This window comes from Paenibacillus sp. FSL R5-192, assembly GCF_000517845.1.
Classification (GTDB): Bacteria; Bacillota; Bacilli; order Paenibacillales; family Paenibacillaceae; genus Paenibacillus; species Paenibacillus amylolyticus.
This window is the reverse complement of record NZ_ASPR01000039.1, coordinates 44,592-71,366: the sequence shown is the minus strand read 5'-3', so window position 1 is coordinate 71,366 and position 26,775 is coordinate 44,592. Positions and strand designations below refer to the sequence as shown.

Annotated in this window: 25 protein-coding genes; 19 read left to right on the top strand and 6 right to left on the bottom strand. The window is 50.3% G+C overall.

The window, feature by feature from the left end:
* Positions 1-16: 16 nt before the first annotated feature.
* Complete coding sequence (locus tag C161_RS19630; RefSeq protein ID WP_036672168.1) at positions 17-904, bottom strand: hypothetical protein; 888 nt, start codon at positions 902-904, stop codon at positions 17-19.
* Between the two features lie 180 nt (positions 905-1,084).
* Between C161_RS19630 and C161_RS19625 the strand changes: the two genes are divergently transcribed.
* The 4 genes from C161_RS19625 (at position 1,085) to C161_RS19610 (ending at position 5,194) form a co-directional block, all read left to right on the top strand.
* On the top strand, positions 1,085-1,903 hold the full coding sequence (locus tag C161_RS19625) for an imm11 family protein (protein ID WP_036672166.1): 819 nt from the start codon (positions 1,085-1,087) through the stop codon (positions 1,901-1,903).
* Positions 1,904-1,931: 28 nt separating this feature from the next.
* A complete protein-coding gene (locus C161_RS19620; protein WP_036672164.1) occupies positions 1,932-2,360 on the top strand; it encodes a GNAT family N-acetyltransferase in 429 nt (142 codons plus the stop codon).
* A 318-nt stretch (positions 2,361-2,678) separates the two neighbouring features.
* Entirely contained in the window at positions 2,679-3,311 is a 633-nt protein-coding gene (locus tag C161_RS19615; RefSeq protein WP_036607440.1) for an NAD(P)-dependent oxidoreductase, read from the top strand.
* Between the two features lie 203 nt (positions 3,312-3,514).
* Positions 3,515-5,194, top strand: coding sequence for a bifunctional ADP-dependent NAD(P)H-hydrate dehydratase/NAD(P)H-hydrate epimerase (locus C161_RS19610; protein WP_036607437.1), 1,680 nt, complete (start codon positions 3,515-3,517; stop codon positions 5,192-5,194).
* Between the two features lie 880 nt (positions 5,195-6,074).
* On the opposite strand, the gene C161_RS19605 is transcribed toward C161_RS19610, so the two are convergent.
* The 4 genes from C161_RS19605 to C161_RS19590 form a co-directional block, all read right to left on the bottom strand.
* On the bottom strand, positions 6,075-7,727 hold the full coding sequence (locus C161_RS19605; protein WP_036672162.1) for a methyl-accepting chemotaxis protein: 1,653 nt from the start codon (positions 7,725-7,727) through the stop codon (positions 6,075-6,077).
* Between the two features lie 26 nt (positions 7,728-7,753).
* The gene (locus C161_RS19600; RefSeq protein ID WP_083669874.1) at positions 7,754-8,761 is read right to left on the bottom strand and encodes a BMP family lipoprotein; all 1,008 of its coding nucleotides are present in this window, start codon (positions 8,759-8,761) and stop codon (positions 7,754-7,756) included.
* Positions 8,762-9,128: 367 nt separating this feature from the next.
* Positions 9,129-10,739, bottom strand: a complete 1,611-nt coding sequence (locus C161_RS19595) for a gamma-glutamyltransferase family protein (RefSeq protein WP_036672217.1) — start codon at positions 10,737-10,739, stop codon at positions 9,129-9,131.
* Between the two features lie 124 nt (positions 10,740-10,863).
* Positions 10,864-11,763, bottom strand: coding sequence for a glucose 1-dehydrogenase (locus C161_RS19590; RefSeq protein ID WP_036672159.1), 900 nt, complete (start codon positions 11,761-11,763; stop codon positions 10,864-10,866).
* A gap of 155 nt (positions 11,764-11,918) precedes the next feature.
* Here C161_RS19590 and fosB point away from each other — a divergent pair, with 155 nt between their 5' ends.
* Both fosB and C161_RS19580 read left to right on the top strand, forming a co-directional pair.
* A complete protein-coding gene (gene fosB / locus C161_RS19585) occupies positions 11,919-12,338 on the top strand; it encodes a metallothiol transferase FosB (RefSeq protein ID WP_036672156.1) in 420 nt (139 codons plus the stop codon).
* Positions 12,339-12,473: 135 nt separating this feature from the next.
* Complete coding sequence (locus tag C161_RS19580; protein WP_036672153.1) at positions 12,474-12,677, top strand: hypothetical protein; 204 nt, start codon at positions 12,474-12,476, stop codon at positions 12,675-12,677.
* 120 nt (positions 12,678-12,797) lie between these two features.
* Here C161_RS19580 and C161_RS19575 read toward each other — a convergent pair whose 3' ends face one another.
* Entirely contained in the window at positions 12,798-14,048 is a 1,251-nt protein-coding gene (locus C161_RS19575; RefSeq protein WP_036672152.1) for a helix-turn-helix domain-containing protein, read from the bottom strand.
* Positions 14,049-14,232: 184 nt separating this feature from the next.
* Between C161_RS19575 and C161_RS19570 the strand changes: the two genes are divergently transcribed.
* The 13 genes from C161_RS19570 to C161_RS19510 all read left to right on the top strand — a co-directional run bounded on the left by C161_RS19570 (position 14,233) and on the right by C161_RS19510 (position 26,759).
* On the top strand, positions 14,233-14,427 hold the full coding sequence (locus C161_RS19570; protein ID WP_036672150.1) for a hypothetical protein: 195 nt from the start codon (positions 14,233-14,235) through the stop codon (positions 14,425-14,427).
* Between the two features lie 121 nt (positions 14,428-14,548).
* Entirely contained in the window at positions 14,549-15,559 is a 1,011-nt protein-coding gene (locus tag C161_RS19565; protein WP_051449819.1) for a 3-oxoacyl-[acyl-carrier-protein] synthase III C-terminal domain-containing protein, read from the top strand.
* On the top strand, positions 15,498-16,886 hold the full coding sequence (locus C161_RS19560; RefSeq protein WP_051449818.1) for an ATP-binding protein: 1,389 nt from the start codon (positions 15,498-15,500) through the stop codon (positions 16,884-16,886). Before C161_RS19565 ends, C161_RS19560 begins: the two co-directional genes overlap by 62 nt.
* Positions 16,887-18,173, top strand: coding sequence for a diaminopimelate decarboxylase (lysA, locus tag C161_RS19555; protein WP_036672146.1), 1,287 nt, complete (start codon positions 16,887-16,889; stop codon positions 18,171-18,173). It abuts the gene before it with no gap.
* Positions 18,174-18,191: 18 nt separating this feature from the next.
* Positions 18,192-18,452, top strand: coding sequence for an acyl carrier protein (locus tag C161_RS19550; RefSeq protein ID WP_036672144.1), 261 nt, complete (start codon positions 18,192-18,194; stop codon positions 18,450-18,452).
* Complete coding sequence (locus C161_RS19545; protein WP_156946136.1) at positions 18,452-19,330, top strand: hypothetical protein; 879 nt, start codon at positions 18,452-18,454, stop codon at positions 19,328-19,330. Before C161_RS19550 ends, C161_RS19545 begins: the two co-directional genes overlap by 1 nt.
* Before the next feature lie 20 nt (positions 19,331-19,350).
* On the top strand, positions 19,351-20,307 hold the full coding sequence (locus C161_RS19540; RefSeq protein ID WP_036672140.1) for a 3-oxoacyl-[acyl-carrier-protein] synthase III C-terminal domain-containing protein: 957 nt from the start codon (positions 19,351-19,353) through the stop codon (positions 20,305-20,307).
* Between the two features lie 15 nt (positions 20,308-20,322).
* A complete protein-coding gene (locus C161_RS19535) occupies positions 20,323-21,045 on the top strand; it encodes a hypothetical protein (protein ID WP_036672138.1) in 723 nt (240 codons plus the stop codon).
* On the top strand, positions 21,045-22,202 hold the full coding sequence (locus tag C161_RS19530) for an acyl-CoA dehydrogenase family protein (protein WP_051449817.1): 1,158 nt from the start codon (positions 21,045-21,047) through the stop codon (positions 22,200-22,202). The genes C161_RS19535 and C161_RS19530 overlap by 1 nt, the downstream gene beginning before the upstream one ends.
* Entirely contained in the window at positions 22,195-23,163 is a 969-nt protein-coding gene (locus tag C161_RS19525) for a hypothetical protein (protein ID WP_036672135.1), read from the top strand. The genes C161_RS19530 and C161_RS19525 overlap by 8 nt, the downstream gene beginning before the upstream one ends.
* Positions 23,164-23,181: 18 nt before the next feature.
* Entirely contained in the window at positions 23,182-24,570 is a 1,389-nt protein-coding gene (locus C161_RS19520; protein WP_036672133.1) for an MATE family efflux transporter, read from the top strand.
* A 27-nt stretch (positions 24,571-24,597) separates the two neighbouring features.
* On the top strand, positions 24,598-25,779 hold the full coding sequence (locus tag C161_RS19515) for an arginase family protein (RefSeq protein WP_036672131.1): 1,182 nt from the start codon (positions 24,598-24,600) through the stop codon (positions 25,777-25,779).
* 2 nt (positions 25,780-25,781) lie between these two features.
* Positions 25,782-26,759: an LpxL/LpxP family acyltransferase gene (locus C161_RS19510; protein ID WP_036672129.1), complete on the top strand. Its 978-nt coding sequence runs from the start codon at positions 25,782-25,784 to the stop codon at positions 26,757-26,759.
* Positions 26,760-26,775: the final 16 nt, after the last annotated feature.

The following is a 26,775-nucleotide window of genomic DNA, read 5'->3' as shown; positions in this document are numbered from 1 at the left end:
GCGGCTGAATCGTAGGTTATTCGTCGGTGTTGGTACCAGATGTACGACGTGTATTTCCTTCCAGTTCCGTAGAGACTTGCTTCGTTGGTTCCAGATCCGTATGTCCTGCGTAGGGGCGCTCACTTCGAGAGCGTGTCCCAGTCAACCCGAAACCCGAAGTGAATATAATCAGCTGTAATCCAAGGGCGTAGGGCGCAGCAATAGGTCCAATCAGATGGAGCAACGAGCATAGCGCGATCAGCAAGGAGAGCATTTTGGTTACTGTACTTGACCTATCCCGGCGTGGGCTGGCCCAGAGCAGGTAACCATATATTATGGTGATCATCAGGGAAATTGCGCGAATCCATGGCAAGATGCTGTCCCATGAGTCCACAGGCACGTCCAACATCCGCTGACGAAATACCAGATCTATAACCAGAAACCCTGTAGCCGCCAGTGCGGCTGGTTCGGCTGCAGGCCGAAGGATGGTCCATACCGCTGTGCCCCAATGATCTGCATGAGTCTCCCGGCTGAGTTCATCCGATAATACGGTGCATTCCCGTTCCAGTGCTCTGTGCATCAGTCCGATTCTGGCAGGGTCATGATCCTTAATACAGTCACGGATCTGGTCCTGCAGCTGAAGAGATAGGTAAGATGCAGCTTTGCAGGCTAACATTGCTGTTATCAGATCGTCATGTTCGTGTTCCGATCGTTCATAATTCCGATTTTCCTGGATGGTAAGTTGTCCCAAGAGGGCTGTACTTATGTATAATGTATCTCGTATCCTTCTCATTCGCCTTTCGTGGCTGCGGCGAACTTCAGTGGCAGACCATATGTATATCCCCAGAAGCAAAGCCATGACTCCAAACAGCACAGCCACAGCGCTTGGGCGCGATGTTAGATCTTCAATCCAACTTTGAAACACACTTGTTCCTCCTTTGCACCAACTTCACGTATCATGAAACACGCTTCACGTAAGCTTTCTCTCACTATTACACAGGAAGTAGATGAATTCAAGCAGAATTCATATGTTAAAGTCATGATACTTAGAGTAGCTCAGTGACACAGATGTAATTATAATAGAAAGATTTTAAGGTGGGGAGAAATGAAATTTTATAGGTTTAATCATGATACGAAAACGAAGGTCCTAGCTTCAGTGGAAGATGATCATCATCCAATTAATAGTGATTTCCACGGTCAATCTAAAATAAAAGGATGGACAACAATAGGTTTAGAAACCCTTTATAAAAAATCATACAAGGATTTTCCGAATTACCATATCGGTAAACCTGTGTTCTCAAAAAGAGTTAAAGAGATGATGGAGAAAGAGAGTTTATTAACAAGCGAAGTAGAATTTTTGCCCATAACGAATGATAATATGGAATTGTTCATACTAAATGTTACTAATATATTGGACTGTGTTGATTATCATCGTTCTGATATTGGTAGATTCAAAGATGGGTCTTGGGCACGGTTTAACAAGCTTGTATTCGATCCTGCCAAAATACCGGAAGGAACGTGTATGTTCAAGATTAAGGAAACTCCTGGTGTTCAGGTTTTTGTTACAGAAAAGTTTAAAGAATGGATTGAAGAGCGTAAGCTCAAAGGGCTTAACTTTTCCGTGATATATGATTCTGACCTTACAAATGAAATGGAAGAAGAGCAGCAACGGGGATATGATGCAGCTCTTGAAGAAATTGAACGAAATAAAGGAGAAGAGTATTCCTATGATGATGCCCGTGAACTTGTAGATCAGGGAGAAACCATGGCTAGCGGTCTGTGGAGGATTCGGCTGGATTATCAAGGGAGGTTATGGCTAGGTCAGTTGCTTCAAGATCTGTCTTACCAGTGGATTATGCCTGTATATATCCCGCCGGTTTTGCTGTTGAAGTCTTGGCATGTGGTTGACAGAATAAAAGAATAATTTATTTTGTTGGAGAGGGGCACAATTCATGGATCATGTGAATATTGAACACACACCACCCGCAGCATTGGAGTATCTTGCCCTGCGGCAGATCGCGGGTCTTAGTCCAATGAGCAGGGAAGGGGCGGAGATTGGACTACCGAATAGTCTGTTTGCCGTATGTCTGCGTGAAGAGGATATGTTGGTAGGTATGGGGCGAGTGATTGGAGATGGCGGTTGCTTCTTTCAGGTCGTTGACATTGCCGTACACCCGGATGTTCAGGGAATGGGTTATGGAAAGCTGATCATGAGCGAGATTATGAATTATCTGCGTGACGTTGTGCCTGCTCGCGGTTTGGTCAGTCTGCTGGCGGATGTTCCGGCTGATCGTCTGTATGCTCAATTTGGATTTGAATATACCAGCCCAAAATCGGAGGGCATGTGGTGGAGGCAGGGAGAAGAAGGGCCGACTGCCTAGCGGAATGAAAACTGAATTTTGATGCGAGACTACACTTCATATGATTATGAAATCATCTCCGTATAGCCGCATTAGCGGCTTTTTTACATGAACCGTATTGCTTGATGGGGAGGAGAGGGGATGCTTCTGAATGGCGGTGTTTCCTTCGATCACGCAGTGAAGATTGTTTTTCTACATATAAGCTGTAAGAGATAGGTTTACAAGATGTCACATCCGGTTTAAGATGGCGTGAGCCGTTTAAGGTATATAACAATAGGATTAAGTATTAAAATAACGGTAAGTTGATGAAATGATATCTACAGAAAAGAGGGAATTCATATGAAAGTAGCCATTTTTGGAGCAACCGGAGCGATTGGCAAGATGATACTGTGGGAGCTGATGGATCGTGGGCATGAAGTGACAGCGGTGGTGCGTGACCCTTCGAAGGTTGAGATGGTTCATGAGCGTTTGCGTGTAGAACAGGGAGATCTGCTTAACCCGGATCAGGTGGCTGATTTTGCAGCGGGTCAGGAAGTGGTTGTGAGTGCATATGGACCGAAGTTTGGTGGAGAAGAAGAGATGCTGGAAGTGACACGTTCGTTGATCGAGGGTGTGCGCCGGGCAAAAGCAGGACGTCTGGTTGTAGTTGGTGGAGCGGGAAGTTTGCTAACCGATTCCGGGGATATGCTGATGGATACGCCGGGATTCCCGGAAGAAGTCAAACCACTCGCAAAAGCACATGCAGAAGCATATGACCTGATTGAAGCATCAGGTATTCACTGGACTTACATGAGCCCTGCGGCGACAATCACAACAGGACGTCGAACAGGCCAGTTCCGGGTTGGCATGAACCGGGTGATTACGGATGATATCGGGGAAAGCTCGATTTCGGTTGGCGATTTTGCAGCGGCTTTGGTGGACGAACTTGACGATCCGCAATTTATACAAGCACGGTTTACGGTAGGTTATTAAGTGTAGACAGGCTTTGGAATGGATGATTTAATCTGAAGGTCTCGTACACGGGATCGATAGAGTTTTCGATGATGTACCGAGTGGATCGTGGTAACTGGATGAGGTAAGAGGAAAGATAGCGACACACATATAAGATGCAGCGTTTAGGTGCAAAGTTGCTACTTTTAAGTATGAGATGAGCTTGTCACGGGGAGGGATGAACGTTGTTTATCGTAACCGCTGAACAGATGAGAGCTTTGGACGAGTATACCATTCATCAGCTCGGTATTCCGGCAGCAAGTCTGATGGAGAATGCAGGTCGCGCCATAGCCGAGGAAGTGATCAAGCTGTGCCGGGAAGTGCAGGCAGAAGGCTGGTTTGTGGATTCAGGGCAGCTTGGCTATAGCAGCAAGACCGATGCGAGGCGGGCACACACCGGGCCCGGTGATCGGCAAGGTTATGGTGGCGACATCATCGCCGATCCGGCGCTGGTGATGGAGCGCCCGGGAGATCAGCAGTGGTACATGCTGATCGGCAAGGGCAATAATGGCGGCGATGGGCTAGTGGCCGCGCGCCATTTGGTTGAAGCAGGGCTTGGCGTGACATTGGTCTACGCCGATGCCCCTGATGCACTGCGGGGCGAAGCCGCAGTGCAACGGGATGCCGCCGCGAAGCTTGGCATCCCTGCTCTTGTCCACGGGCGCGAAGCCGTGGACTTCAGCCGGTGCACAGGCATCGTGGATGCGCTGCTGGGCACCGGGTCGCGGGGAGCGCCGCGCGGAGCTTACGCGGCGCTGATTGAGGCGGCGAACGACAGCGGCAAGCCGGTCGTGTCCGCCGATGTGCCAAGCGGGCTGGACGCCGACACCGGAGAGGTGTACAAGCCCTGCATTCAAGCCCGGGTGACCGTATGTCTCGCGCTGCTTAAGCGCGGGCTGGTGCAGTACCCGGGTGCTTCTGCTGCGGGGCGCATTGTGGTGCGCGCCATCGGCATTCCCGCGCGACTTGCGCCAGAGCATGGCCCCTCGGTCCGTCTGCTGACGGACGAGGTGCTGCGCGGTGCGCTGCGCGTGGATACAGGCCGTCTACGGGCACCGGACGGCCACAAGGGCACCTACGGCCACGTACTGTTGGCCGCAGGAAGTCTGCCGATGAGCGGCGCTGGCCTGCTCTCGGCCAAGGCCGCGCTGCGCGCAGGCTGCGGGCTCGCCACATGGGCGCTGCCCGCGGCATTGCTGCCGCATGTCATCGGCACCGTGCCCGAGCTCATGCTCGCTGCCGCCGCCGATGGCGAAAGCGGAGAATGGAACGCGGCTTCCGCCGACGCCGTGCTGCGTCTCGCGGAGAGCCGCGACGTGCTCGCGACCGGCCCCGGCCTCGGCCGCTTCAAGGGCGACACAGACTGGCTGCGCCGTCTGTGGCAACATACGGATCGTCCGCTCGTCATCGACGCGGACGCCCTCAACATGCTGGCAGACGCTGGCCCACATGGGCCTCGCGACTGGGGCCAGCGAAGTGCGGCGACAATTCTGACGCCGCACCCTGGCGAGATGGGCCGACTGCTGGGCATGTCGACCCCAGAGGTGCAGCGTGACCGCATTGGGCACGCTGCAAAATACGCCCGCGAGCAGGGCGTGACCCTTGTGCTCAAAGGAGCACGAACGGTCATCGCAACGCCGTCCGGCGAGGCGTACATCAACACCACCGGGCACGCCGGCATGGCGACTGGCGGTGCCGGAGACGTATTGACCGGCATCATCGCCGGTCTGCTTGCCCAAGGGCTCAGCGCGGAGCAAGCCGCCGCGTTCGGCGTATATCTCCACGGACAGGCCGCTGAACGTGCAGCACTGCTGCGCGGTGACCCATCATCCCTGCTGGCCGGAGACATCATCGACGCACTGTGAGGATAGGGCAGGTGTGGGACTAGCTTATGGTTTTGGGTTACTGTCTATGACTAATCATTTCTAAACTGCAAGTGATCCAACGAACTAGCGCACCAGCGCATTAAAAGTAGATGAGTGCACGATGTCCATTGCTCAGTGCTCACTACCCAATTCCCAGTGCCCTAACGAACCTGATACACCTTATACCACGGTTTACATCGAGGAGCAAAAGCTAACGAACCTCATCCACGTTATTTCTGTGTATTTCAGATAAAACACCTGAAAAACCGGACTAAATTAGTGAATAGAGTGCCTGAGATTCGTTAGGTTTTATAACATGCAATTAATGGCCCAATAAGGTTTGCTCAGTTCGTTAAACGTTTGGATCTGAAATGTTGATGCCTTGTTATCTATATAAGTTGATCTAAAGAATATTTACACTGGACACTCCGGTGACAGAACAACCTTCCGATCGCTGTTATCCCCAGTTTTTTCTTTTATAAATTAGGAAATCCGGGGATAGCATATGCTTCCGAAGCGGCTTTCTTTCAAGAAGCTTTTAGGCGAAGTATATGCTTCTGAGGCAGCTTCTTTCAGACAACTTTTAGCTCCGCTTTTTCAGGTTCTTTCTGTCTTCTCCGTTTCGTGTAAATGTTTAGTTCAATTTATATACTTTCATATCTTTGAAACGAATTAATGGTTGGATGAAACAATGATTAGTACTGAAAAGGGGAGCCCTGTCATGATGCATGACGGAGGCTCCCCTTTATTTGTTTGTATGTTCACGCTACCTAATCCTGGCTCGGCTATAACCTGCCCATAACATGCCTATAATCTGCATCTAACCTGCATCTCAACTACATCTGAACTACGTCCAACCCAAAATTCTCCGGCATCCTGCTTACAGCCGGAATCGCAGCAGTTCCTGATGCATCTCTGCACTAATATCACGCAATGACTTCACCTTGATACTTGCATCAGCGAAGGAACGTTGTTGTTCCGATGTGGAGGCGGTGATCTCTTCACTGCTGGCAGCCGACTGCTCGGTGATGGCACTGATATTTTCGATGGCTTGTTGCACCTGCGTACTGAGTTCATTGGAGTGTTGCATGTCCTCAGCAAGCTGATGGATGCCGGTACTAATGCGCTCCACACTTTCACGAATAGCAGAGAAGGATTCGCGAGTCTGGCCAGTGGCTTGTTCCTGTTCGCCGAATAACTGCATGCTTTGTGCTACAGAGTTCTTCACCTTGTCCATGGAGGTTGTGATCTCGCCCACAGCCGCATAGATATGTTTGACCGATTGCGCAGATTGTTCGGCGAGTTTGTTCACCTCGCCCGCAACAACAGCGAAGCCACGTCCGGCTTCTCCAGCGCGAGCAGCCTCTATGGAGGCATTTAACGAGAGCATGGTTGTTTGTTTGGCAATCTCCGATACATATGCCGTCATCGTAGTGATTCGAACCGCGCTTTCTTCCAGTTCCCGCACCGTTTGTTCCACCTCGGCCATCGCCATACGATTCACTTCGGCCAAGCGGAGTTGCTCCGCTACAGCCTTATTACCTTCCTCAACGGTAGTTAATACTTCACGACCATCGATTACCGATTGGGAAGTGGCCTCCAGATTGCTATTGAAGGTAGACTGCATTTTGTCCACAACCATCACTGTTTCACTCAGATCCTCGGCAATTTTTTGACTGCCAATCGAGAGTTCCTCCGTGGTGCGGGATACTTGCTGCACAATCGCTTGGGCTGTATCATTACCGCGGTCAATATCTTGCGCCATCAGATCGACACGATGACCCGCTTCACCAATCGACTGAATAATGCCGCGGATATTATGAGTCATGGTACCAAAGGAACGACTCAGGTCATCGAGTTCATCTTTGCCCCGAGCTTCCGGTAATTGTCCGGTCAGGTCACCGTCCGCAATTTGTCCAGCGGCGTCTTTGAGTGTTCGAATACGCTTGGCAATCTGACGTGAAGTATACATATTAAACAGCATCACGGCGACGAGCAATACGATAGCTCCTGCCAGAGCGGCTTGCCACGTTTGCTGAATGTCACGTTCCAAATCGACGGTATATTGATCATAACGATCCCGAGTCATCTCATCTAACGAATAGATATCATTCTGTATGCCCCGAACCCGAGTGCTGTAACGTTTCGCTTCCGCACTGTTCATCGCACTCATCGCTTCGGTGGCTCCCTGGTTGAGAGCTTCTAATTTTGTCTCGATGGACTGAATAAGTTGTAACTGCTGATCTGTTTCGAGCAATCCGTCCGTAAGTTCCTGAATCATCGTTTGACCTTCATCCAGCAAGCGAAGTACGGCGTCCTGGTTTCCTGCTGTCATGGAGAATGAGTAGACATCCAGCGCTTGCTGGGTCTGAATCTGATTGGCGTTCAGTTCACTCACCTTGAGCATGGCTGGTACCAGATTTTGATTTTTGGCATTCATGTTGAGCAATTGCATGATGATATAAGCGACTAGCACAAGGCATAGAAGTAGTGAAATTAGAGCATTAAGTATCAGTTTTCCCTGTAGTTTCATGTGCGTACCTCCTTGTATCCGATGGGTTATTGATCAAGCTTAATTTTGATTTGACCGGAAGAGATCTTTGCCTTCAGATCTTCGAAGGTTTGCTGTTGTTCATCACTGAGCGTGATATTATGTAGAGCAGTCAGACCCACGGCGTTCTCCGCCAGCCCCTCCACGATTTCCTTTTGAGGGAAGGTATGATTGTTTTGAACAAACGTGTTAACGGCATTATAGATAGAGACATCCACATTTTTCAGCATGGACGTAAGAATGGATTTTTCCGCCAAAAAGAATTGATCGGTATCTACACCGATGGCGTATTTCCCTAATTTCTGAATCTCCGTCAGTGCGCCTACGCCTGTGAGACCGGCAGCAACGTAGATCACGTCAGCGCCCTTTTCCTGAATCATCTCTGTAGCCAGTTGTTCACCCAGCTCGGCATTGCCGAAGTCCCCTGCGTAGACGACATCAACGGTTGCATTCGGCTTGACAGCCAGAACACCTTGTTTAAAACCCTGCTCGAAATTACGAAGGACCGGTATCTCTATTCCACCAAGGAAGCCAACATGATCTTCCGTTGAAGCCATAGCGGCAATAACACCTGCCAGATAACTTCCTTCTTCCGCCCGGAATGAAATGGAGGCAATGTTAGGCAGTTCGGACTGACTGTCAATCATGAGGAACTGCTGGTCAGGATATTTGGCTGCAACTTTCTCCATATCCGCTTGGACAGCATCACTCAGGCCGATAACCAGATCGAATTTGGCTTGCGCAAACTCTTCAAATGCAGCTTCGGCATTGTCGCCCGGTTCACGATAGTCAAAGACAATGCTTTTCTCATTTCTGGCCTGAACCAGTCCATCAAAAGCAGCATCATTAAAAGAACGGTCACCCAGACCCACTTCCGTAAGCACGATCCCAACCTTTGTTCTTTTGTCTGTTGCCGTTGTTGTATTGTTGGCTGAACATGCCCCCAGGATCAGTACCGTCAGGATCATCATTAGGGTGAGACCTAGACCTGCGCGTCTGTTCTTGTTTGTTTTCATGTGTGGTACCCTCATTTCTGTAGTCGCATTTTTCTGTTTTGCATGGTTCCTTAGCTCCAGGGAATGACGTGTACATGATGACACGTATGGTGAGGATTTCCCTTTATCTATATCGGTCAGAAAGGCACTGTGATTTATGGTATGTAGTGAAAATTTACGAAAAAATAAGTATTTTTCATGAATTACACATTATTTTTACATTTCTCTGGTTAAAAGGGTACATAAATATCTACAGTATGTTGTTTACTGATGTTGGAAGTCGAAAAAAGGCACAACAGAGATAACATGAATCATCTCTGTTGTGCCTTAAAATTTCACCCTATACGGATGATAAGGTGATCATCCTATTATAAAAATGACGCGAGTTTTACCAAGCCGCAATCGAGCCGTCAGCTCGGGTTTCCGTACCCCCGCATAATACGCCATTGTCCGGGTTGCGCCAGATGATCTGACCGCGTCCAAACTGGGATGGATCAACTGCCACTTGAATATCATGTCCCTTGCGGGCGAGTGCCTGAGCGATATGCTGCGGGAAACCCGGTTCCACGAGAATTGTTTTGCCCTTCGTCCACTGCCAGCGCGGAGAATCCAAGGCGGCCTGTGGGTTCAGGTGATAATCGATCGTATTCATAACCAGCTGCACATGACCCTGCGGCTGCATGAAACCACCCATGACACCGAATGGCCCAACTGCTTCACTGCCACGGGTGAGGAACCCCGGAATGATCGTATGATACGTTCGTTTGCCTGGCTCCAGGGCGTTGGCATGATTAGGGTCCAGTGAGAAGTTGTGTCCACGATTCTGCAAAGCAATGCCTGTCCCCGGAACAACCAATCCAGAGCCGAAGCCCATATAGTTACTCTGGATAAACGAAACCATATTGCCTTCACCATCCGCCGTAGCCAGATAGACTGTTCCACTTGCACGTGGATCACCTGCCTCAGGTGCTCGTGCGGTATCACCAATGAGTTTGCGCCGTTCTTCCGCGTATGCCTCGGACAGGAGTTCCTCCACCGTCACACCCATTTTGCGTTCTTCAGTAATATACTTCTCCCCATCGGCAAATGCCAGCTTCATGGCTTCTAGTTGCTGATGATACGCCAGAACGGATTCTTTCTCGTCAAAATCATATCCCTTCAGGAGATTAAGCGCTGCGAGAGCAATCAATCCTTGTCCATTCGGCGGAATCTCCCATACATCGTAACCACGATAGGAGACGGAGATGGGATCAACCCACTCCGGCTGAAAAGCCTTCAGATCTTCGCGAGTCAGATAACCACCGTGCTCTGCCATAAAGGAATGAATGCGCTCTGCCAGTTCTCCTTCGTAAAAGTCTCGCGCTTCGCTCTCGCCAATCTGGCGCAAAGTCGCCGCATGATCCGGCGAGCGCCACATCTCTCCAGCTGCGGGAACACGCCCGCCTGGAGCAAATGTCTCAAACCACGCACGCCCTGCCTCCGCATCACCCTGGCGTGCATAGATCTCGGCTGCCCTTGCCCAGTGGCGGGCCAGCCCAGGCGCAAGCGGATAACCTTTCTCCGCATAGCGGATGGCCGGTTCCAGCGCTTCCGCCAGCGTGAGCCGCCCAAAACGGCGGCTCAGCTCAGCCCAACCCGCCGGTGCGCCAGGCACCGTCACCGGAACAACCCCGAGCTTCGGCATCTCCGTATGGCCTGCCGCTTGAAGCGCCTCAATGGATATGCCCTGAGGCGCAGGGCCGCTGGCATTCAGGCCATGCAGTTTGCCCTCGGTCCAGACGAGGGCAAAAGCATCGCCTCCAATGCCATTGGACGTTGGCTCCAGCACCGTGAGTGCTGCCGCAGTTGCAATGGCGGCATCGATGGCATTGCCGCCTTTTTTCAATACATCCAGACCGGCTTGTGCAGCCAGTGGTTGAGACGTGGCGACCATGCCTTGTTTCGCATACACAGGCACGCGGTAAGAGGGATACGGTTGGTAGAGTGGATCGAAGTTCATCAGGTTGTTCAGCTCCTTGTCGCTAGATGTCAGGCTCCGGCATAACCGGATCATACTCCTAACCCTCTTCGCAACTGAACAACCGATATCCTGCCACACCTGCCAAATCCAACCTGACATCAGCCTATGTCGTTACCATATCGCCGCCATTTACATGAATGCATTCACCTGTGACGTAGGATGAATCGCGGGAAGCGAGATAAACGTAGGCTGCCGCCAGTTCGTAAGGCTGACCAGCTCGACCCATGGGTGTATCTGTTCCAAATACCTGTACATCCTCAGCGGAGAAACTGGCAGGAATGAGCGGTGTCCAGATGGGTCCCGGGGCGACGGAATTCACACGGATTCCATGTGCAGCGAGTGATTGGGCGAGTACACGAGTCAGCGATACGACGGCTCCTTTGGTAGAAGAGTAGTCGATCAGTTGGGTATTACCTTTATATGCTGTAATGGAAGCTGTATTGATAATGGAGGCACCTCTGCACAGATGGGGGAGAGCGGCCTGAATCAGAAAGAAATAGGCGAACACGTTCGTCTGAAAGGTGTGATACAGCTGCTCTTCTGTAATATCAACGATGCTTGGCTGCACATACTGTACGCCATGATTGTTGACCAGAATATCGATCTTCCCGTAGGTTTCCATGGTTGTGCGAATGACGGCTTCACAGTTTTTCTTTAAGCGGAGATCAATCTCGATTAAGAGACAGCGCTGTCCTAGTTCTTCGATCCGTTCACGAGTCCTTTCGGCATCTGTCCGTTCATATAGATAAGCAATGACGATATCCGCACCTTCCTTGGCAAAAGCGATGGCGGCCGCCCGGCCGATTCCACTGTCACCACCCGTAATAATGGCAACTTTACCTTGGAGTTTGCAGCTGCCGATATAGGCAGGATCTTCACTGATCGGTTCAGGCACCATCAGGGTTTCCAGACCGGGTTGCTGGTCCTGATGCTGGGGTGGAAATGCCAGCTTTTGCTCCTTGCATACCGTTTTCTCACCATAAAAAGGATAGACAGGATTCATTCGCTTTACATCCTCCTCGAATGTTCATTGATACGGATAACCTATGCATTCGCCCAGAAGAAGGTGCGGGAGGAAACAGCAGAGCGGTTGTTTTTTGCGCAGAATATACCATAATAAGGATAGATCCTTAAATCGATGGAGGTGTCAGGAGCCACATGAATATTCAAGGAATTAATCATTTGTGCTTTTCCGTATCCAATCTGGAGCGGGCCATTACCTTTTATGAGCAGGCTCTCGGTGCCCGAATTCAGGTGAAAGGACGCAAACTGGCTTATTTTGAGCTTGCCGGTCTGTGGATTGCCCTGAATCAGGAGGATGTTATTCGCAACTATACGGAACGAACCTATACCCATATTGCATTTACCGTTACAGAAGAGGAGTTCGACGCGTCTGTGCAGCAGCTGCGAGCAGCGGGGGCGGACATTCTGCCCGGAAGGCCAAGAGATCCACGGGATGCATTATCTGTATATTTTACCGATCCGGATGGTCATCTGTTCGAACTGCATACAGGTACGATGAAGCAAAGGCTGGATTATTATCGCGAAGACAAAGATCATATGACCTTTTATACATGAGTTTCATGTGCAAGTAGAGGTAAATGGGGATTAACGTATTTAAAGTCATTGCAATTATCCGTAAAATACGTCTTAGGTTGCCAGGAATCGATGGTGGACTATGCTACCCGATTATAGACATGAGGAGAGATGAGCATGGAGAGTAAAGGAAGCAAATACGTTACAATGGCAAGTGAACTCTGCATGGTTACCATCATGCTTCTACCTTTTATTGCAGGACAGCTTCATGTTTCGGGAGCACATGCAGGATCGGCTAAGTTTAGTGGTCAGCAGGGACAAAAGCATGCCGTATCTACGGAAACGCTGCTGGAGCTGAATGATCCTGTACCTGTTCGATGAGATTGATCCTGTGCCCTTTCACCGTGGATTCCCGGAAGTGGGGTCCCTGTTCAGAGACCCTAAAATCCATCTGTTCATTTCCCTATGTCCTCAGTTGTTAGATGAAGAAGGTATCCGCTTTTATTTGATAAATGACTTATAATCTTCGTAGTTCATTTTACGCTCTTGCAGGCTTAGCAGGAGGAGTTGATGGCTGATGTCAGCCTCGCGATTTGCAGAGATGCGTTTAAGCAGATCGTGACTCATTCTTAAAAAGTAATAACCTTCATTGCTGTTGTTTTTCTCATGAAATACAATACCCAGCAAGCGATACAGTTTGGCACGAAGCATCCCTTCATCTTGCTTATCCAGCAGTTGGAGGGCTTCTTTGATGATGGCCTCTGCCTGTTCTGGCTCACGCTGTTCCAAATAAACTTTACTGATTTCCTCTAATATGGAAGCCTTCTTGTGGGGAAGATTGCGTTTATCGTAAATTCGTGCGCATTCATCCAGCAAGGGGAGGGCTTCTTTTTTTTGCCCCATATGAAGCTGGATCACGGCGAGGTTGTGAAGTGCCAGAACGTAGGATTCGCTGCTCGCCTGTTTATAGGCCTGTACGGATCTCTTGGTCCAGTCATAACTTAGCAGCATGTGTCCGTCCTGTTCGGACATATAATAGGCTTTGCCCAAACCCAGCGTAATCTCGCCATACAGTTCCGGTTGTCCGGCCATCTGGGCTTCCTTCTCCGCTTTGAGATAGTAGTTTAACCCCTCATTCACATTGCCTAGTCTTAAATGAGTTGTGCCAAGAAAGGTCAGCGATTGGATGTGTTCTTCCTGTAGATGTTTGAGTCTGCTGCTGTACGTATACGCCTGTTCATAATGTTTCCGGGCAGCATGAAACAGCTCTGCATGAAAAGCCGCTCTCCCCATTTCCAGATAATATTCAACAATACGTTCCCTGTCCCCCGTTCGAATGACCGTAAATGCTGCGTTTTCCCCTTCATCCAAGGCTTGTCGATAATCCCCAAGTCTGTTGTGACTTCGCAAAATGAGCAGGTAGGCTTCAGACTGATCCGATGTATCCTCCGTCAGTGTCAGCACTTTACGAGCTATGCGGATGCAGGCAGAATCATTCTGCTCGGCGTAACAGGCTTTGGCCTTTTCCAACACAGCCTCACCAATATCCGAATCTGTCGATACACTTCCTCCCAAAAAAAACTCCATGGGTGTATTAAGTCTCCTGGCAATGATTTTTAACATACGCTGCGAGGGAACGGCTCTACCTTTTTCGATAAGGCTGATGTAAGAACGCGTCATATCCTCACCTGCCAGTTGCTTCTGAGACAGTCCAAGCTGCTCCCGGATTTGCCGGATTTTGGGTCCGAGCATGATCGTTCACCGTCCCTTGAATATAGTTTGATTGGAATGGAGATGTGATTGGTATGTTGGGTCCATCGAACGTGCAGAAGCAGGGGTAAGGAGAGTGAGAGGTTCATTTACCTCCATTTACAGTTTAAATCCAATTTGGGAGATTATAGAATCAGAGTATCCAAGATGAAAGGAGGAGATATGAATGGTCATTAAAGCGACTCCCATTACACTGGAGCAACTGAAGCGCAAAGAAGTTGAAGCAGCACAATTGGAAACGAATGTACTGGGCGAGGCACGTGAAGTCAGTGCACGCGCGGTATCCGCTCGCGCAGTTGAAGCTCGTGCTGTAGCGGCTCGTGCTGTAGCAGCTCGTGCAGCAGCGGCGGCTCGTGCCTGATTTTTCCTACTTACTTATTGCATTACGCTAGATTCATAGATGGGAGCTTCTGCGGAAGCTCTTTATCTCCCTATATTTCAGTGAGATTCGTACGTTAGTGATAACGAGGTGTCTGAAGCCGATGCATATCAAGCAAATATGGTCTTACATTCCGGAGCACATTGTGCCGATCAGGGAACTGAACGAGGTGCTGGGACTCAATAATGCCCAGACGAAGGTACTGGAAAAAATTCATGGTTTGAAACAGGTTCGGCAAGACAGGGATGGAGATCTGGCTTCGTTGCTTGGGCGCGTATTAACCCAGGTGGTAAATAACCCGGAGATCGCTCCTAACTCGATTAAGTATATCATTTATTGCCACACAATTCAGGAAAATTTCCCCTTTCCTATGAAAGTTTTGCAAGCCCTGAAAAGGGCTTACGGGTTGCAGCATGCCATCGCGTTTTCGCTTACGCAGCAGAACTGTGCATCGGGTTTAATTGCCCTGAATGTTGCCGAGACATTGCTGCCTTCATTGGAAGCGGATGATCATATTTTAATTTTGACAGGTGAAAAAACCTTTAGTCCCGTTGTGCAATTGATCCCCAATACCACCGTGATGGGAGAGGCATCAGCCGCCGTGCTGGTGGGTAACAAGGGTAACGGAAGTCGTGTCGTTGGACTGACGAGTGTTACCCTGGGCCAATTCTGTAATGTACTAACGGGAACCCCGCAGATTCTCAGGGAGTTTCAGGAAATCTACACGCCTCGGTTATGTGAAGCCATTGTTGCAGCCGTGGAGCAGGCGGGTCTGGCGCTGCAGGATATTCGATACATCGTCCCACACAATGTGAATCTATCCTCGTGGAAGAAGGTGGCTATCCGTTTATCCTATCCCCTTGAACGCATATATACGTCCAACGTACAGGAGATCGGACATTGCTTCTGTTCGGACCCATTTATTAATCTGCAAGCCATTCTAGAGCAGAAGTTGTTGCAACCAGAGGAGTATTATCTGCTTGTTACGGTCGGACTTGGGGTTACATTCAGCGTAGCAGTGATGCAGTATGCAGGAATAGGAGGGGATGGCCTTGACCACCGTATTGACGGATTTTTCGAGCAAGCTCAAGTGGGCGTTAACGGGCCAGCATGACGTTACTTTTATCTATCTGAACAATTTTGAGGTGGAGGAGTACTGGAGTGAAACGGGTATTCTCAAGCTGCCCTCATTAAGCATAGGCTCGGCTGCGGACGTTGTTAATCGGATGGAGGAACTGGGTGTTTTCCTCGCCGGAGAGAACGATATTATCCTGCTCAAGGGGCCGCCGAATCAGGGATTCATGGCAGATGCACAGGCGCTTGGGTTTGGTCGCTCCCGATGCATAACGGTGGAGCACAATGATCCGGCACTGAACATTACCGCGAATCTTCTGAATTGTCCAAGGACAATGGACAAGCTGAGAGAGCTGTCACAGGCTGCTGGAACGAATGTTTATCTGGTTCCCTTTGGAACCTCGGATCAGGAAGAGGAATTCTCCCGACGAACCGGCATTCCGCTGGCTGTTCCATCTTCAGATATCTTCCGCAGGGTGAATGACAAGGGGTATTCCCGCCGTCTCAACGCGGAGCTGGGTATTCGCCAAATTCCAGGCGTTGAATGCACGTCTTTGGATGAACTGGTGTCTGGTTTCGATCAGCTAAAGGCCGTTCTAGAGCAGGGTGGACGCCTTGTGCTGAAGGATTCCATGGGTGTATCAGGCAAGGGAATTACCGTCATCACCGATGAAGCCAGGTTTCACAAATGCATGAGCATGCTGGAGAAACAGGCTAGCAAAAAAGGAATTCGACAAATCAACTACGTGCTTGAACAATGGATTGATAAAATCTGTGACCTGAATTACCAGATTCTCATCGATCGATCCGGTGGAGTCGAGTTTCTTGGCGTAAAGGAATCGTTGGTAGAGCAAGGCGTACATCAAGGGCATCTCATGCCTTCGCGGCTCAACGATGTTCAACTTGAGGTTATTCGTGAAGCGGCCATGCGAATTGGAGCAGCTCTGTATCGAGATGGATACTACGGCATTGCCGGCATGGACGCCATTCTGGACGAGGACGGTACAATCTGGCCCAATCTTGAGATAAATGCCAGGTTTAATATGTCTACCTATCAGACCAACATTCAGTATCAATGGCTGCCCGAAGATCAATGTGGATTGGCGAAAAAATATACGCTCCGGCTCAATCACCTGCTGGAATACGGAGTACTTCGTTCCCGGTTGGGTACGTTGATGTTCGAACCGGAACGCGGCGAAGGATTATTGATTAATAATTTTGCCACAGTCAATGCGGCATTCAGAAGTGAGGGGACCTTGTTCTCCGGACGTCTGTATGGCGTGATTATTGCGTCCTCCCCTGAACGGCTGGGAGTGATCGACGAAGCGATAGAAGCCGTCCTATCTTCCATTAATGAGGTGATGTGAGTGTCTAAGGAATATCAGATTCAGCAGTTGCCTGTTTCGGACATCGCCGAGAGATTCGGGACCCCGCTGTATGTATATGACGGGGATGTGTTGCAGCAGGTGTATCAGGAGCTTAGGGGATTGCTTACGCCTCAAGTGGAGCTGTTCTATTCATTGAAGGCCAATCCCAATATTTCGATCGTACACATGCTCCGGGAGATGGGAGCACAGGCAGAGGTATGTTCCCTGGCCGAATTGCATACGGCTGTACAGGCTGGAGTAGCAGCAGAAAGCATTATTTTCCTTGGACCCGGAAAAAGCGATGACGAGATTACGGCATGCATACGTCTGGGCATATATGCGATCGTGTGTGAATCGTTCCAGGAGCTGGAGCGCATAGAGATCATCGCTGCAAGTGAGGGGCGAATCGTGCCGGTGGCGCTGCGAGTGAATCCATCCTTTTCTGTTAAAGGCTCCAGGCTGACCATGGGTGGCAAACCACGTCAGTTTGGTATGGATGAACAAAGTGTGCTCCAGGGGAAAGAACAGTTCGAGAGCTTCTCCCATGTGGAGATCATGGGACTTCACGTGTACATGGGAACCCGCATGTTGGATGTAGAGCCGATCGTTCAGAATACCCGCCATATTCTGGAATTGGCTGATCGAATCGAGAACGAGCTGGATATCACGCTGCGTATGGTCGATGTAGGCGGGGGATTGGGCGTGCCCTACCATGAAGGTGAGCAGTTCCTATCCATAGCCGCACTGACAGAACAGTTGAATCCAATGTTCGAATCGTTTCGGCATAGTCATACCAACACCCGGCTGTTCATGGAGCTTGGGCGATATCTGGTAGGCACCTGCGGTATGTTGGTCAGTCGAGCTCTATACGTCAAGCAATCGTATGGAGAGCACTTCGTCGTAACCGATGGTGGAACGAACTGCCATATGGCGGCGGTGGGCACAGGTTCTTACGTGAAGCGTAATTTTCCGATTGCCTCCCTGACGCGTTATGGGGAGTCCCCTGTAGCCGAATACAATATTACGGGTCCCTTATGTACGCCGAATGATGTTGTTGGGAAACGGGTATTGCTTCCTCCTGTTGAACGGGGCGATCTAATCGGTGTTTTTCATTCGGGGGCCTACGGACCAACGGCTTCTCCCACACACTTTTTGAGTCATGGAAGTCCGGCGGAAGTGCTGATTGTCGCTGGGGAGGCTCACTTGATCCGTGAGCGGGATACTCCGCAGGATCTACTGTCCAAGCAACGCTTGATTAAAATATCCCATACGGCAATAACCAATTGATGAGGAGAGATGATGATCATGACAACTGCAGTATTGCTTGAAGAGATCAAAGGTGCCCTTGCTGAAGTGTTGAATACGGAAGCCAGGGAGGATATTCAATTAAGCACATCTTTATTTGACGAGCTGTACCTGGATTCGACCTCGGTTCTGGAACTACTGATGACGCTGGAAGACCGGATTGAAGGTCTGGAGATTGACCCGGATGATCTGGAGCCCGATGTATTTGATACGGTAGGCTCCCTGGCTGCTTATATTGAGAAGCAGCTCATTGCGGCCTGATGGCTTCGCCTGTTGCCATACGGGAGATGGGAGTCAGGTTGTTCTCGGAGAAGAAGCCTCCGTTCGAACATCCGGAACTGCTGCGATTTCATCAAGATATGCTTGCAGGTACTCAGATCAAGTACGACGTTCAACTTTTGCAGGGGCGTAACAACAATGCCTATCACGAGATGAGTGTGGAACTGCTGGAAGAGACGGGACTTGATCGGGTCATGCAGGATGTGGATGTGTTGCTGCTGGCATACAATTTTCCGAATACCCGCCCGGATATATCAATTGTGAATTATTTGATGGATCGTTATCAGGCCCGTTTTATCAGTTTTGCTGTAAATGATCTTGGTTTTGGTGCTCCTTTTGCGGCGCTCCACATGCTTCAGCATTATCTGGGCAGAGAAGGTTACATGAAAGGCATGCTGCTGGTCATGGATCAGACGGCTCTCCCCTATGAAACGATGGAACTTGTTTCGCCGCCTGGACCGGACACGGCCGCAGCCATATACCTTGATCGGATGACAGGCGTAGGACCTTCCCTGCTTGGTGTAGAGATGCGACATGCCGAGCATTCCGTAGCCGATACTGCGGAGATGGTACTTGATCGATTATGTGTCAGGGCATCCATTCACCGGAATCAGATTAACCTGCTCATCCATCCTGATCTGGAGCAGCTGTGCAATCAGGCTGCTTGGTACAGGGAGTGTGGATCGAAGAGTTATTATGATCCATCGCGCTGGAGTGCAGCGCCATTCTTCGCATTACAGGAGTTACTGGAAGAGAAGGACGGGGGCGAGTACATATGTCTTATGCATCTGGAGCAGACGGATTCGTTTGTTCACGCCTTGCTGATCCGAACTTGTGAATGGAGTATGAATGGACACTAATCGCAGAAGGAGGGAGAACATTGGGGTTCGGTATTGTGGATATTGGCGTCTATTTGCCTGAACAGATTCAGCAGCCGGAAGAGGTGCTGGCTGCCCTGGAGCTTGGAAAAGGCGAGCTTCAGTTTCTGCGCAAGTACCACCGCCTGGAAGGTGTGCCTGTAACGGAACCGGGCCAGATGCTTGACGATACGATCGCACAGGCTGTGGAACGGCTCCAGACCAGACCTGCCCTTTCCGGAATCGACCTTGTTCTCTATGTCCATTCCTTTCAGGTGCAGACACCGAGCGATTACAGGCTTGTGCAGCGTGTCCTTCAGCGCTTCGGGCTTGAACATGTACCGTTCTATGGCATATCCCAAATGAACTGTGCATCGTCGATAGCCGCTCTTCAATGGCTTGAGCGAATCTCGCAAACGCAGCCTCACATTCGGAATGTGTTGTTGATCTGTGCGGATCAATTCAATTTTTTGCCTCCCGAATGGCGCTATCTGCGCAAATCGGCCATTCTGGGTGATTCTGCCGTAGCTGTTCTATTGAGCAGAGAGAGCTGTCAGCATGTCGTTCAGGCGGCGCATGTGCTGCGAGATACCCGGTTCCATACTGGTTATCATGCAACCGCCGATGAGATCTCGGCATTTAACCGATTGTATGTGGACCATATCATTCAAGGGATGGAAGAGCTGCTGTCAACGCAAGGCCTGAGTTTCGAAGATGTGAATCATATTTTTCCCCATAATGTGAACTGGACTACCTGGAAGGAATTCTCGCGACGTACGGGAGTTGGACTTGAACGGATATATCTGGATAACATTCAGCGAATCGGACATAACTTTTCCACCGACCCGTTCATTAACCTGAGTTCGGGATTGGAGCAGGACTGGGTGTGTAGGAAGGGACGCTCCATCATGGTCAGTATCGGGCTCGGCAGTTTTTTTGGTTTTGCACTGGTGGAGCATGGAGGATGCGAAGAAGAATGAACAGGAGGAATGACAATGCACGTTATTGAATTCCAGGGCCCAGATGCTAAGCCCGTCGGATCAAAGGCAGCAGGCAACCCCGTAGCTCCGATATCGGAAATGTTGGAGGCAAAAACCTTACTGGTGAACAATCGTCCAGTGCTTTTGGCAACAGGTCCCTACGTGCTCGCAACCGCTCATCTCATGGAACAAGATGCTTTACTTTGGCATGAACAATCAGCAGGGCTGTATCGTTGGAACCAACTACATGCCGTTCATGTGCAGGATCGGATGCTTGAGCCCTCTGGACTACTGTTATGCCGGGTACAGCCGAACGAGGGCGAGAAGGCAGAGACATCAGGCGAGAAAGTGACCTCGAATGAGCTGAGAACACGCCTGCTTGAGTTCCGCGTAGAGCTGTGCAAGGCTGGATTGGAGCAGGTTCGCAGGCATTTGTCGGTGCGAATATCGGGCGGGCAATCCACGTTTCAGCACCAGCTCGTGAAAGGCATGGTCGCTGACATCCTGACAACGCTCTACATGGCGGAAACGTTGCCTGAAGACCGCTTCCTCTCAGCAAATCCAGGTCTTCCATCGGTCCGGGTTCATGCGTGGATACATCAGGAATTGGACGAAGCTTTCAGACAGATTCAACGTCTTGGCGGCGGTTTCGGTTTTTTGAGACATGGCGTATCTGCATATACATATGCAGGCCAACTGGTGAAAAACATGCTGTTGCCAGCTAAGGAGGAATATTGATGATTACTCCATCAACAATTGCGATATTCGAGCATGTGATGAAGCAGTATGCTGTGGAGCTTCGTCAGATCGGCCAGACGATTGACCGGGAGCCAGACCGACTCACCGATTTTTTGCACACGTCTGCCCTGCAGGCCATCAATCATATGATGATTCCCCCGGAGTATGGCGGCCAGCCAATTGTAACCATAGGTCAGGATCGATATTATGGACTCTCTTCGCTGGAAAGAGTCATTACGATCGAGCAGTTGTCCGCAGGAGATGCGGGCGTTTTTCTGGGAGGACCTGGGCCTTCCATGTCCAGCATCGTCATGATTGACTTGGGCGATGAGGAACAGAAGGAGCGCTTTTATAGCCACTTTCTGAAAGGTCCGGCCTGGGCTGTTTTTGCCTTGTCAGAGCCGGAGAAGGGTTCAGATGCAACCGAGATCAGCACGCGGATTACGCGACATCCGGATGGGGGAATGGAGCTAACCGGACATAAATTCTACATTGGGAACGGACACCGGGCGAGTATTGGACTGGTATTTGCCCAGACCAATCGTACGCCTCTGGGCATTCAGGTCGCTATAGTTGATCCTTCTCTGCCGGGTTTCACAGCAACCCCGCTGGACACGATGGGGCTTCGCGGTCTGCAACTCAGCCATCTGCAATTCGAGGCTTTCCCACTGGAAGAGAAAGATATTCTGGGTCGTCATTTAAGCCCAACCAAGCGTGGACTGTGGGGAGCACTGCGTACATTCCACCGGATGCGCCCTAGTGTGGCGGCATTGGCGCTTGGTGTTGCACAGGCTGCTTATGATTATGTTGTGGAGCACAGAACGATCTTCACAGAACGTGAAAAGACAGAATTGGAGCGATTGGAGATGCGTCTGCATGCGCTACGCAGCATGATTCGGAATGCAGCAGTAGAGATTGACCATGATGCGAATAAGGGATATCTGGCTTCCCTCAGTAAAATACGGGCTGCGTCAGTTGCCGAGGAAGCGACGGAATGGGCACTGGAGATGATGGGGCCAGGTTCCATGCTGGAGCATCCTCTGTTGAACAAATGGTATCGCGATGCAAGGGCCTTTGAGTTCATGGAAGGCACAACGTCCATTCAGAAGATTAGCGTTTTTCAGGCGTATGCCAACGGGAAGATGCAGCATGTCTGATTCACTTCATGGTGATATTGGCGCACCAATCTATGTGGATCATATTTGCTGGCTTACTGCGGAGGATCATCTGTACACGCTGGATTGGCCAACACCGGATGATTATGTTTACGTATCGCCGCACATATACATGGAGGATCACTACTATGGTCGCGTGGGAACGCTGACTCGCTCCCTTATGGCAGACGGGAGACGGGTGACAGCCGGTGATCTTGCGCTTATGGTGCTGGAGCAGTTGGGTACAAAGCCGCATTGGGATTGGTTGATCCTAGCCCAAACCTGTCCAGAACGTCATGCGCTGAATGCTCCACTTGCCCGAATGCTTGAAACGGCGCCGTGGCGAGTTGATCATCCACTTGGTATTACCCATATGGGTGCGCTCGCAGGCACCGAGGCCATTCAGGTTGCTCTTTGGAGCATGCTTCCTAACGAACGGACTGCGATTGTTCTGGTGGAGCAGCGAATTCTCCATGACGATGGACAGATTGCATATGGTCAACCATCTGAACCTAAGGGTGATTTGGGCGACATGGCGGTGGCGCTTGAGGTAGGCCTTGGTCAAGGAGCGTTGCAGATACACTATGCGGGAAAACGGATCATTAGATCGGATGATGCCACGGCTTTTTCATCCGAGGCACTCGGCATGATCCGCGAATGGATGGATAGCCATGGAGCCGTGCATGTCATTCTTCAGTCGAGACTGGGATTACGTCTCAATGGCAGTGCTGTTTTGCATATTTCCCCTTCTAAGACCATCTGCGTACCACGAACCGATTATCAGAGCGGTGATGTATGGATACAGCTGGCAGATAAGCTAGAGCGGGGGATCATCAGGCCGGATGATCGGGTCATGCTCGTCTCATGGGATGACGATCGGATGATATCGGCTTGTTGCGTGCATGTGATACGTCTGCCGATCCTCAGCAGGCTTACAATGAATCAAGAAATCAAGACTTCATGAATTGTGGAGGTGAACCCCATGCAGGGGATCGATTATACGGCCGGCTCGATCCATCGTTTGTTATTCCGTACGGCCGTTCCGATGCTGCTCGCTTCTCTGGTTAACGTGATTACACAACTGGCCAATGTATTCTTCTTGGGTCATACGAGTCAAAGTGTATTATATGTGCTCTCATTGTATATTCCTGTCTCATTCGTCATGATTGCCATCATCGAAGCGATGCAGCTGTCTGTTCAGGTCGCGGTGGCGCGCAGTCGTGCCGGGGGCTCACGTGCATTTACCCAGCTGTTCGTGCACATGATGGGCAGTGCAATGCTGCTTGCCATTCTGACCGGGGGCATTGTGATGTTACTGACCCCTGTGCTCTCATGGTTTTACCGTGTGCCTGCCGACATTGGGCCCATGTTTACGCTGTACGTAGGGGGCATGATGGCAGTGAGCATCCCGGCTGTCCTGGCGGCGGTGACCAGTGCGGCGTTACGAGGACTGGGCCGGGCACAGGCAGCTTCGTGGAACGCGGTTGGGATGGCGATGCTAAACATTGCTCTTGTGTATACATTTGTGTCGGTCTTCGGGTTGGATCTGAAGGGCATCATCTATGCCAACCTGATCACTTCCGTCTTGTCCTTGGCCATCTCCCTGCTGATTCTGTTCATTCGTCGGGAAATGATCTTTGAACGCTTTGCTTTTGCCCAAAAACATCTGATGGCCCTCAGGCATGTCGGTATTCCTGTGTTCATCTCGTACTGCATGATTTTTCTGAGCACATTTTTTTTCAATAAAATTGTTAGTCACTTTGGCGAAGGGGCGGTTGCTGGCTTTGGCGTTGGTTATCGAATTCAGACGATGGCGATCCTGCCGGGTATCGTGATTGGATCGGCCATCGGCATTATCATCAATCATAATTTGCAGTCGCCACACCGGCCAAGGGCCTATGCAAGCTATCGCCAAGGTCTGCTGCAATCCTTTGTTCTGTACGTGATCATTGCCGTTGCCGTCTGGATCTGGCGAGATCCGCTTATCGCATTTCTGATCGAAGACGCAGCAACCCGAGCCGAAGCGGCAAGGTATCTGTCCATCGTGGCTCTTTCCTATATTGGCATGGGTCCCATGATGACAACGTTGCTGACGATGGAACAGAGCGGGCGCGGATACCAGGCCATACTCCTGAATGCGGTGTATTTTCTGATTATTATCGCACTTGGCTGGGGACTGACTCGGGCCTTCAATGAGGTTACTTACTTCTATGCGGTGATTGCTGGCATGAATGTGGTCGGCATGTCGTCGTTCTTGCTGCCTTTCATGCGAATGCTGAAGCGGGAATATGTGGAATCGTCTGCGGATAAGGACATCAGTACAGATGGTGAAGCGACGTTGCCGAATAAGAGCTATTCCACACAGACTTGACTCTAACTACGTACAGGAGGTTTTTGCATGACAACATCAGAACCTGCTTATCTGGTACGTCGCATTGCAGATACGTGGATCGCTGCGGATGAAACGTTCAGTCAGTTTTATGAGCTGGAACCTGCGAAAGAGCTGGAGCCACAACGCCCCCCGGATTTGCCGGGGGTGGAACCTGCGGAAGCGCCTTTTTTTTTGTATGAGCCTCTCATCGGTCATCGGGCTCCTCAACTGGGGATCTTGGGTATCCCTCATTCTGGTGGGACAAGCATGTTAAACTCCTCCGTTGCCGGACTTGCGCATGCGTTACGTGTAGAATCGTGGAAAAAGGTCATCTATCCATCGTTACAAGAGTCCGGGAATTCGAGCTTGTACGATATTGGAAGTGGGAGACGATTGCTTGAGAGCGTAACCATGCAGGATTGGGGTACTTGTCTTATGAATGAAGCGGAGGCGGATACAGCTGTTCCTTATCAAAAGGGGCTTGCGGCCGCACTGGATCATGCGCTGGATCAACAGGCGCTATTGTGCTGCATTGGCGGAGACCATTCTATTACGCATGCTGTGCTTCAGATGATGGCAAAGGCCACGGGCAGTCGAAGGGTGCTGGTACAGTTCGATGCCCATCATGATTGCGGTATCGATGCCATTCATCAGGAGCATCCCAGTCACTCCAATTTTGTAAGACATCTGCTAGAGCAGGGTACGGTTGCTGCTGTTGTACAGATCGGCCTGCGTGGTCTTCGCTCAGCAGATCAGATGTACAGCCATACTGGCTTGATTCAGATATCGGCAGAGCATATGACACCCGAGAGGGTGAGCCATGTTCTGAACGAGGTAAGGCAGAAGTACGATGTCGACTCGGCTTATTTAACTTTTGACTTGGATTCCCTTGATCCGGGAAGCTTCCCGTTTGTTGATTTTCCGATTGCTGCAGGACCGACGTGGCAGAACATTCGAGACTGCGTTATTGCAGCGCTGGAGGTCCCGTTATCTTATGAAGGGATGGATATGGTTGAAGGACAGGGTGTGCAATCGGATCGGCACATTCCTGGACAATATGAGCTGGCGCTTCGAATGTTGGTCTATATGATGGATGGTATCGACCGGAATCGTCGGCGGTTTGAATCGTCTTCTAGAACTAGCGCAGCCAGGGAAGGAATGCTGTCGGGAGCGGGAGTATTCATGAATCAGGGTATACAGGAGGTGTAAGGATGAAGGATTTTCGTACATTATATACGTTACATCGGGAACAGGTCAGGGAGGAGCTGTATCGGGAAAAGACAGACGGAATTCGACTGGGATTCTTCTATGCGCTAATGAATATTGTTAAGGAACTTTCGCCTCTTCAATTGGAAACGTCACCGGAGTTGATCTGGATGGATTATCTGGCTTTTTTGCGGACGGTTGATGAACACAAAAAAAACCCTTACTCCTTTATGGATTGGGATGAAGTCGAGGGGCTTGAACATTTGCAAGCGACGCTGCAGGAAGGTGGGGCCTTGTTGAGCTGGCATTATGGATTCGTCCGGCATAACATGATTACCATCGGACAGGAGATTCGCGCAGGCCACATGAAGTCCGGCTTACCCTTCTATCTGGTGGCTGAACAAGGTACCGTAGAGCAGGAACAGAAGCTATCGTCCTGGAATACCCTACGGCAGTTTGCAGGTGCTGATCTGTTGAATGCCGAGGATGAGATGATTGGCATACGATTATATTCTCATTTGCGGAAGGGAGGTTCATTCAACCTTTTCGTAGATGGTCAGACTGGGTTCAACGCGGATAATCGCGCAGTGGAGCTTCCTTTCCTGAGTTCACGCATCCGGACGAGGAGCGGTATTTTTCGTATTTTAGCCAAGACACGCAAGCCTGTATGTCCCTATTTCATGACATTGACTGAAGATTTTCGTTCCAAAATTGTTTTCTTGCCGCCTTTCATTTTAGAAGGGGATATTCAAGAATCAGCAGGACGTGTATATGAGCCGTTTCGCAATCAACTGCTGAAGCAGCCTGCATTATGGAGATTCTGGGACCGTCACCATCAGCAAGTGATTCACTGGAAAGAGGATGAGACTAATCTTCATTCAGCGGAAGCTGAGAGTCAGGTGGACTGGTTCTCCAAGCCGCTGGAGGGATTCGGTCAGCTTGGACTGAACACCGCGAGTGGCATGATCTACAATTTGGGTTAACCGTCAGATAAGGGGG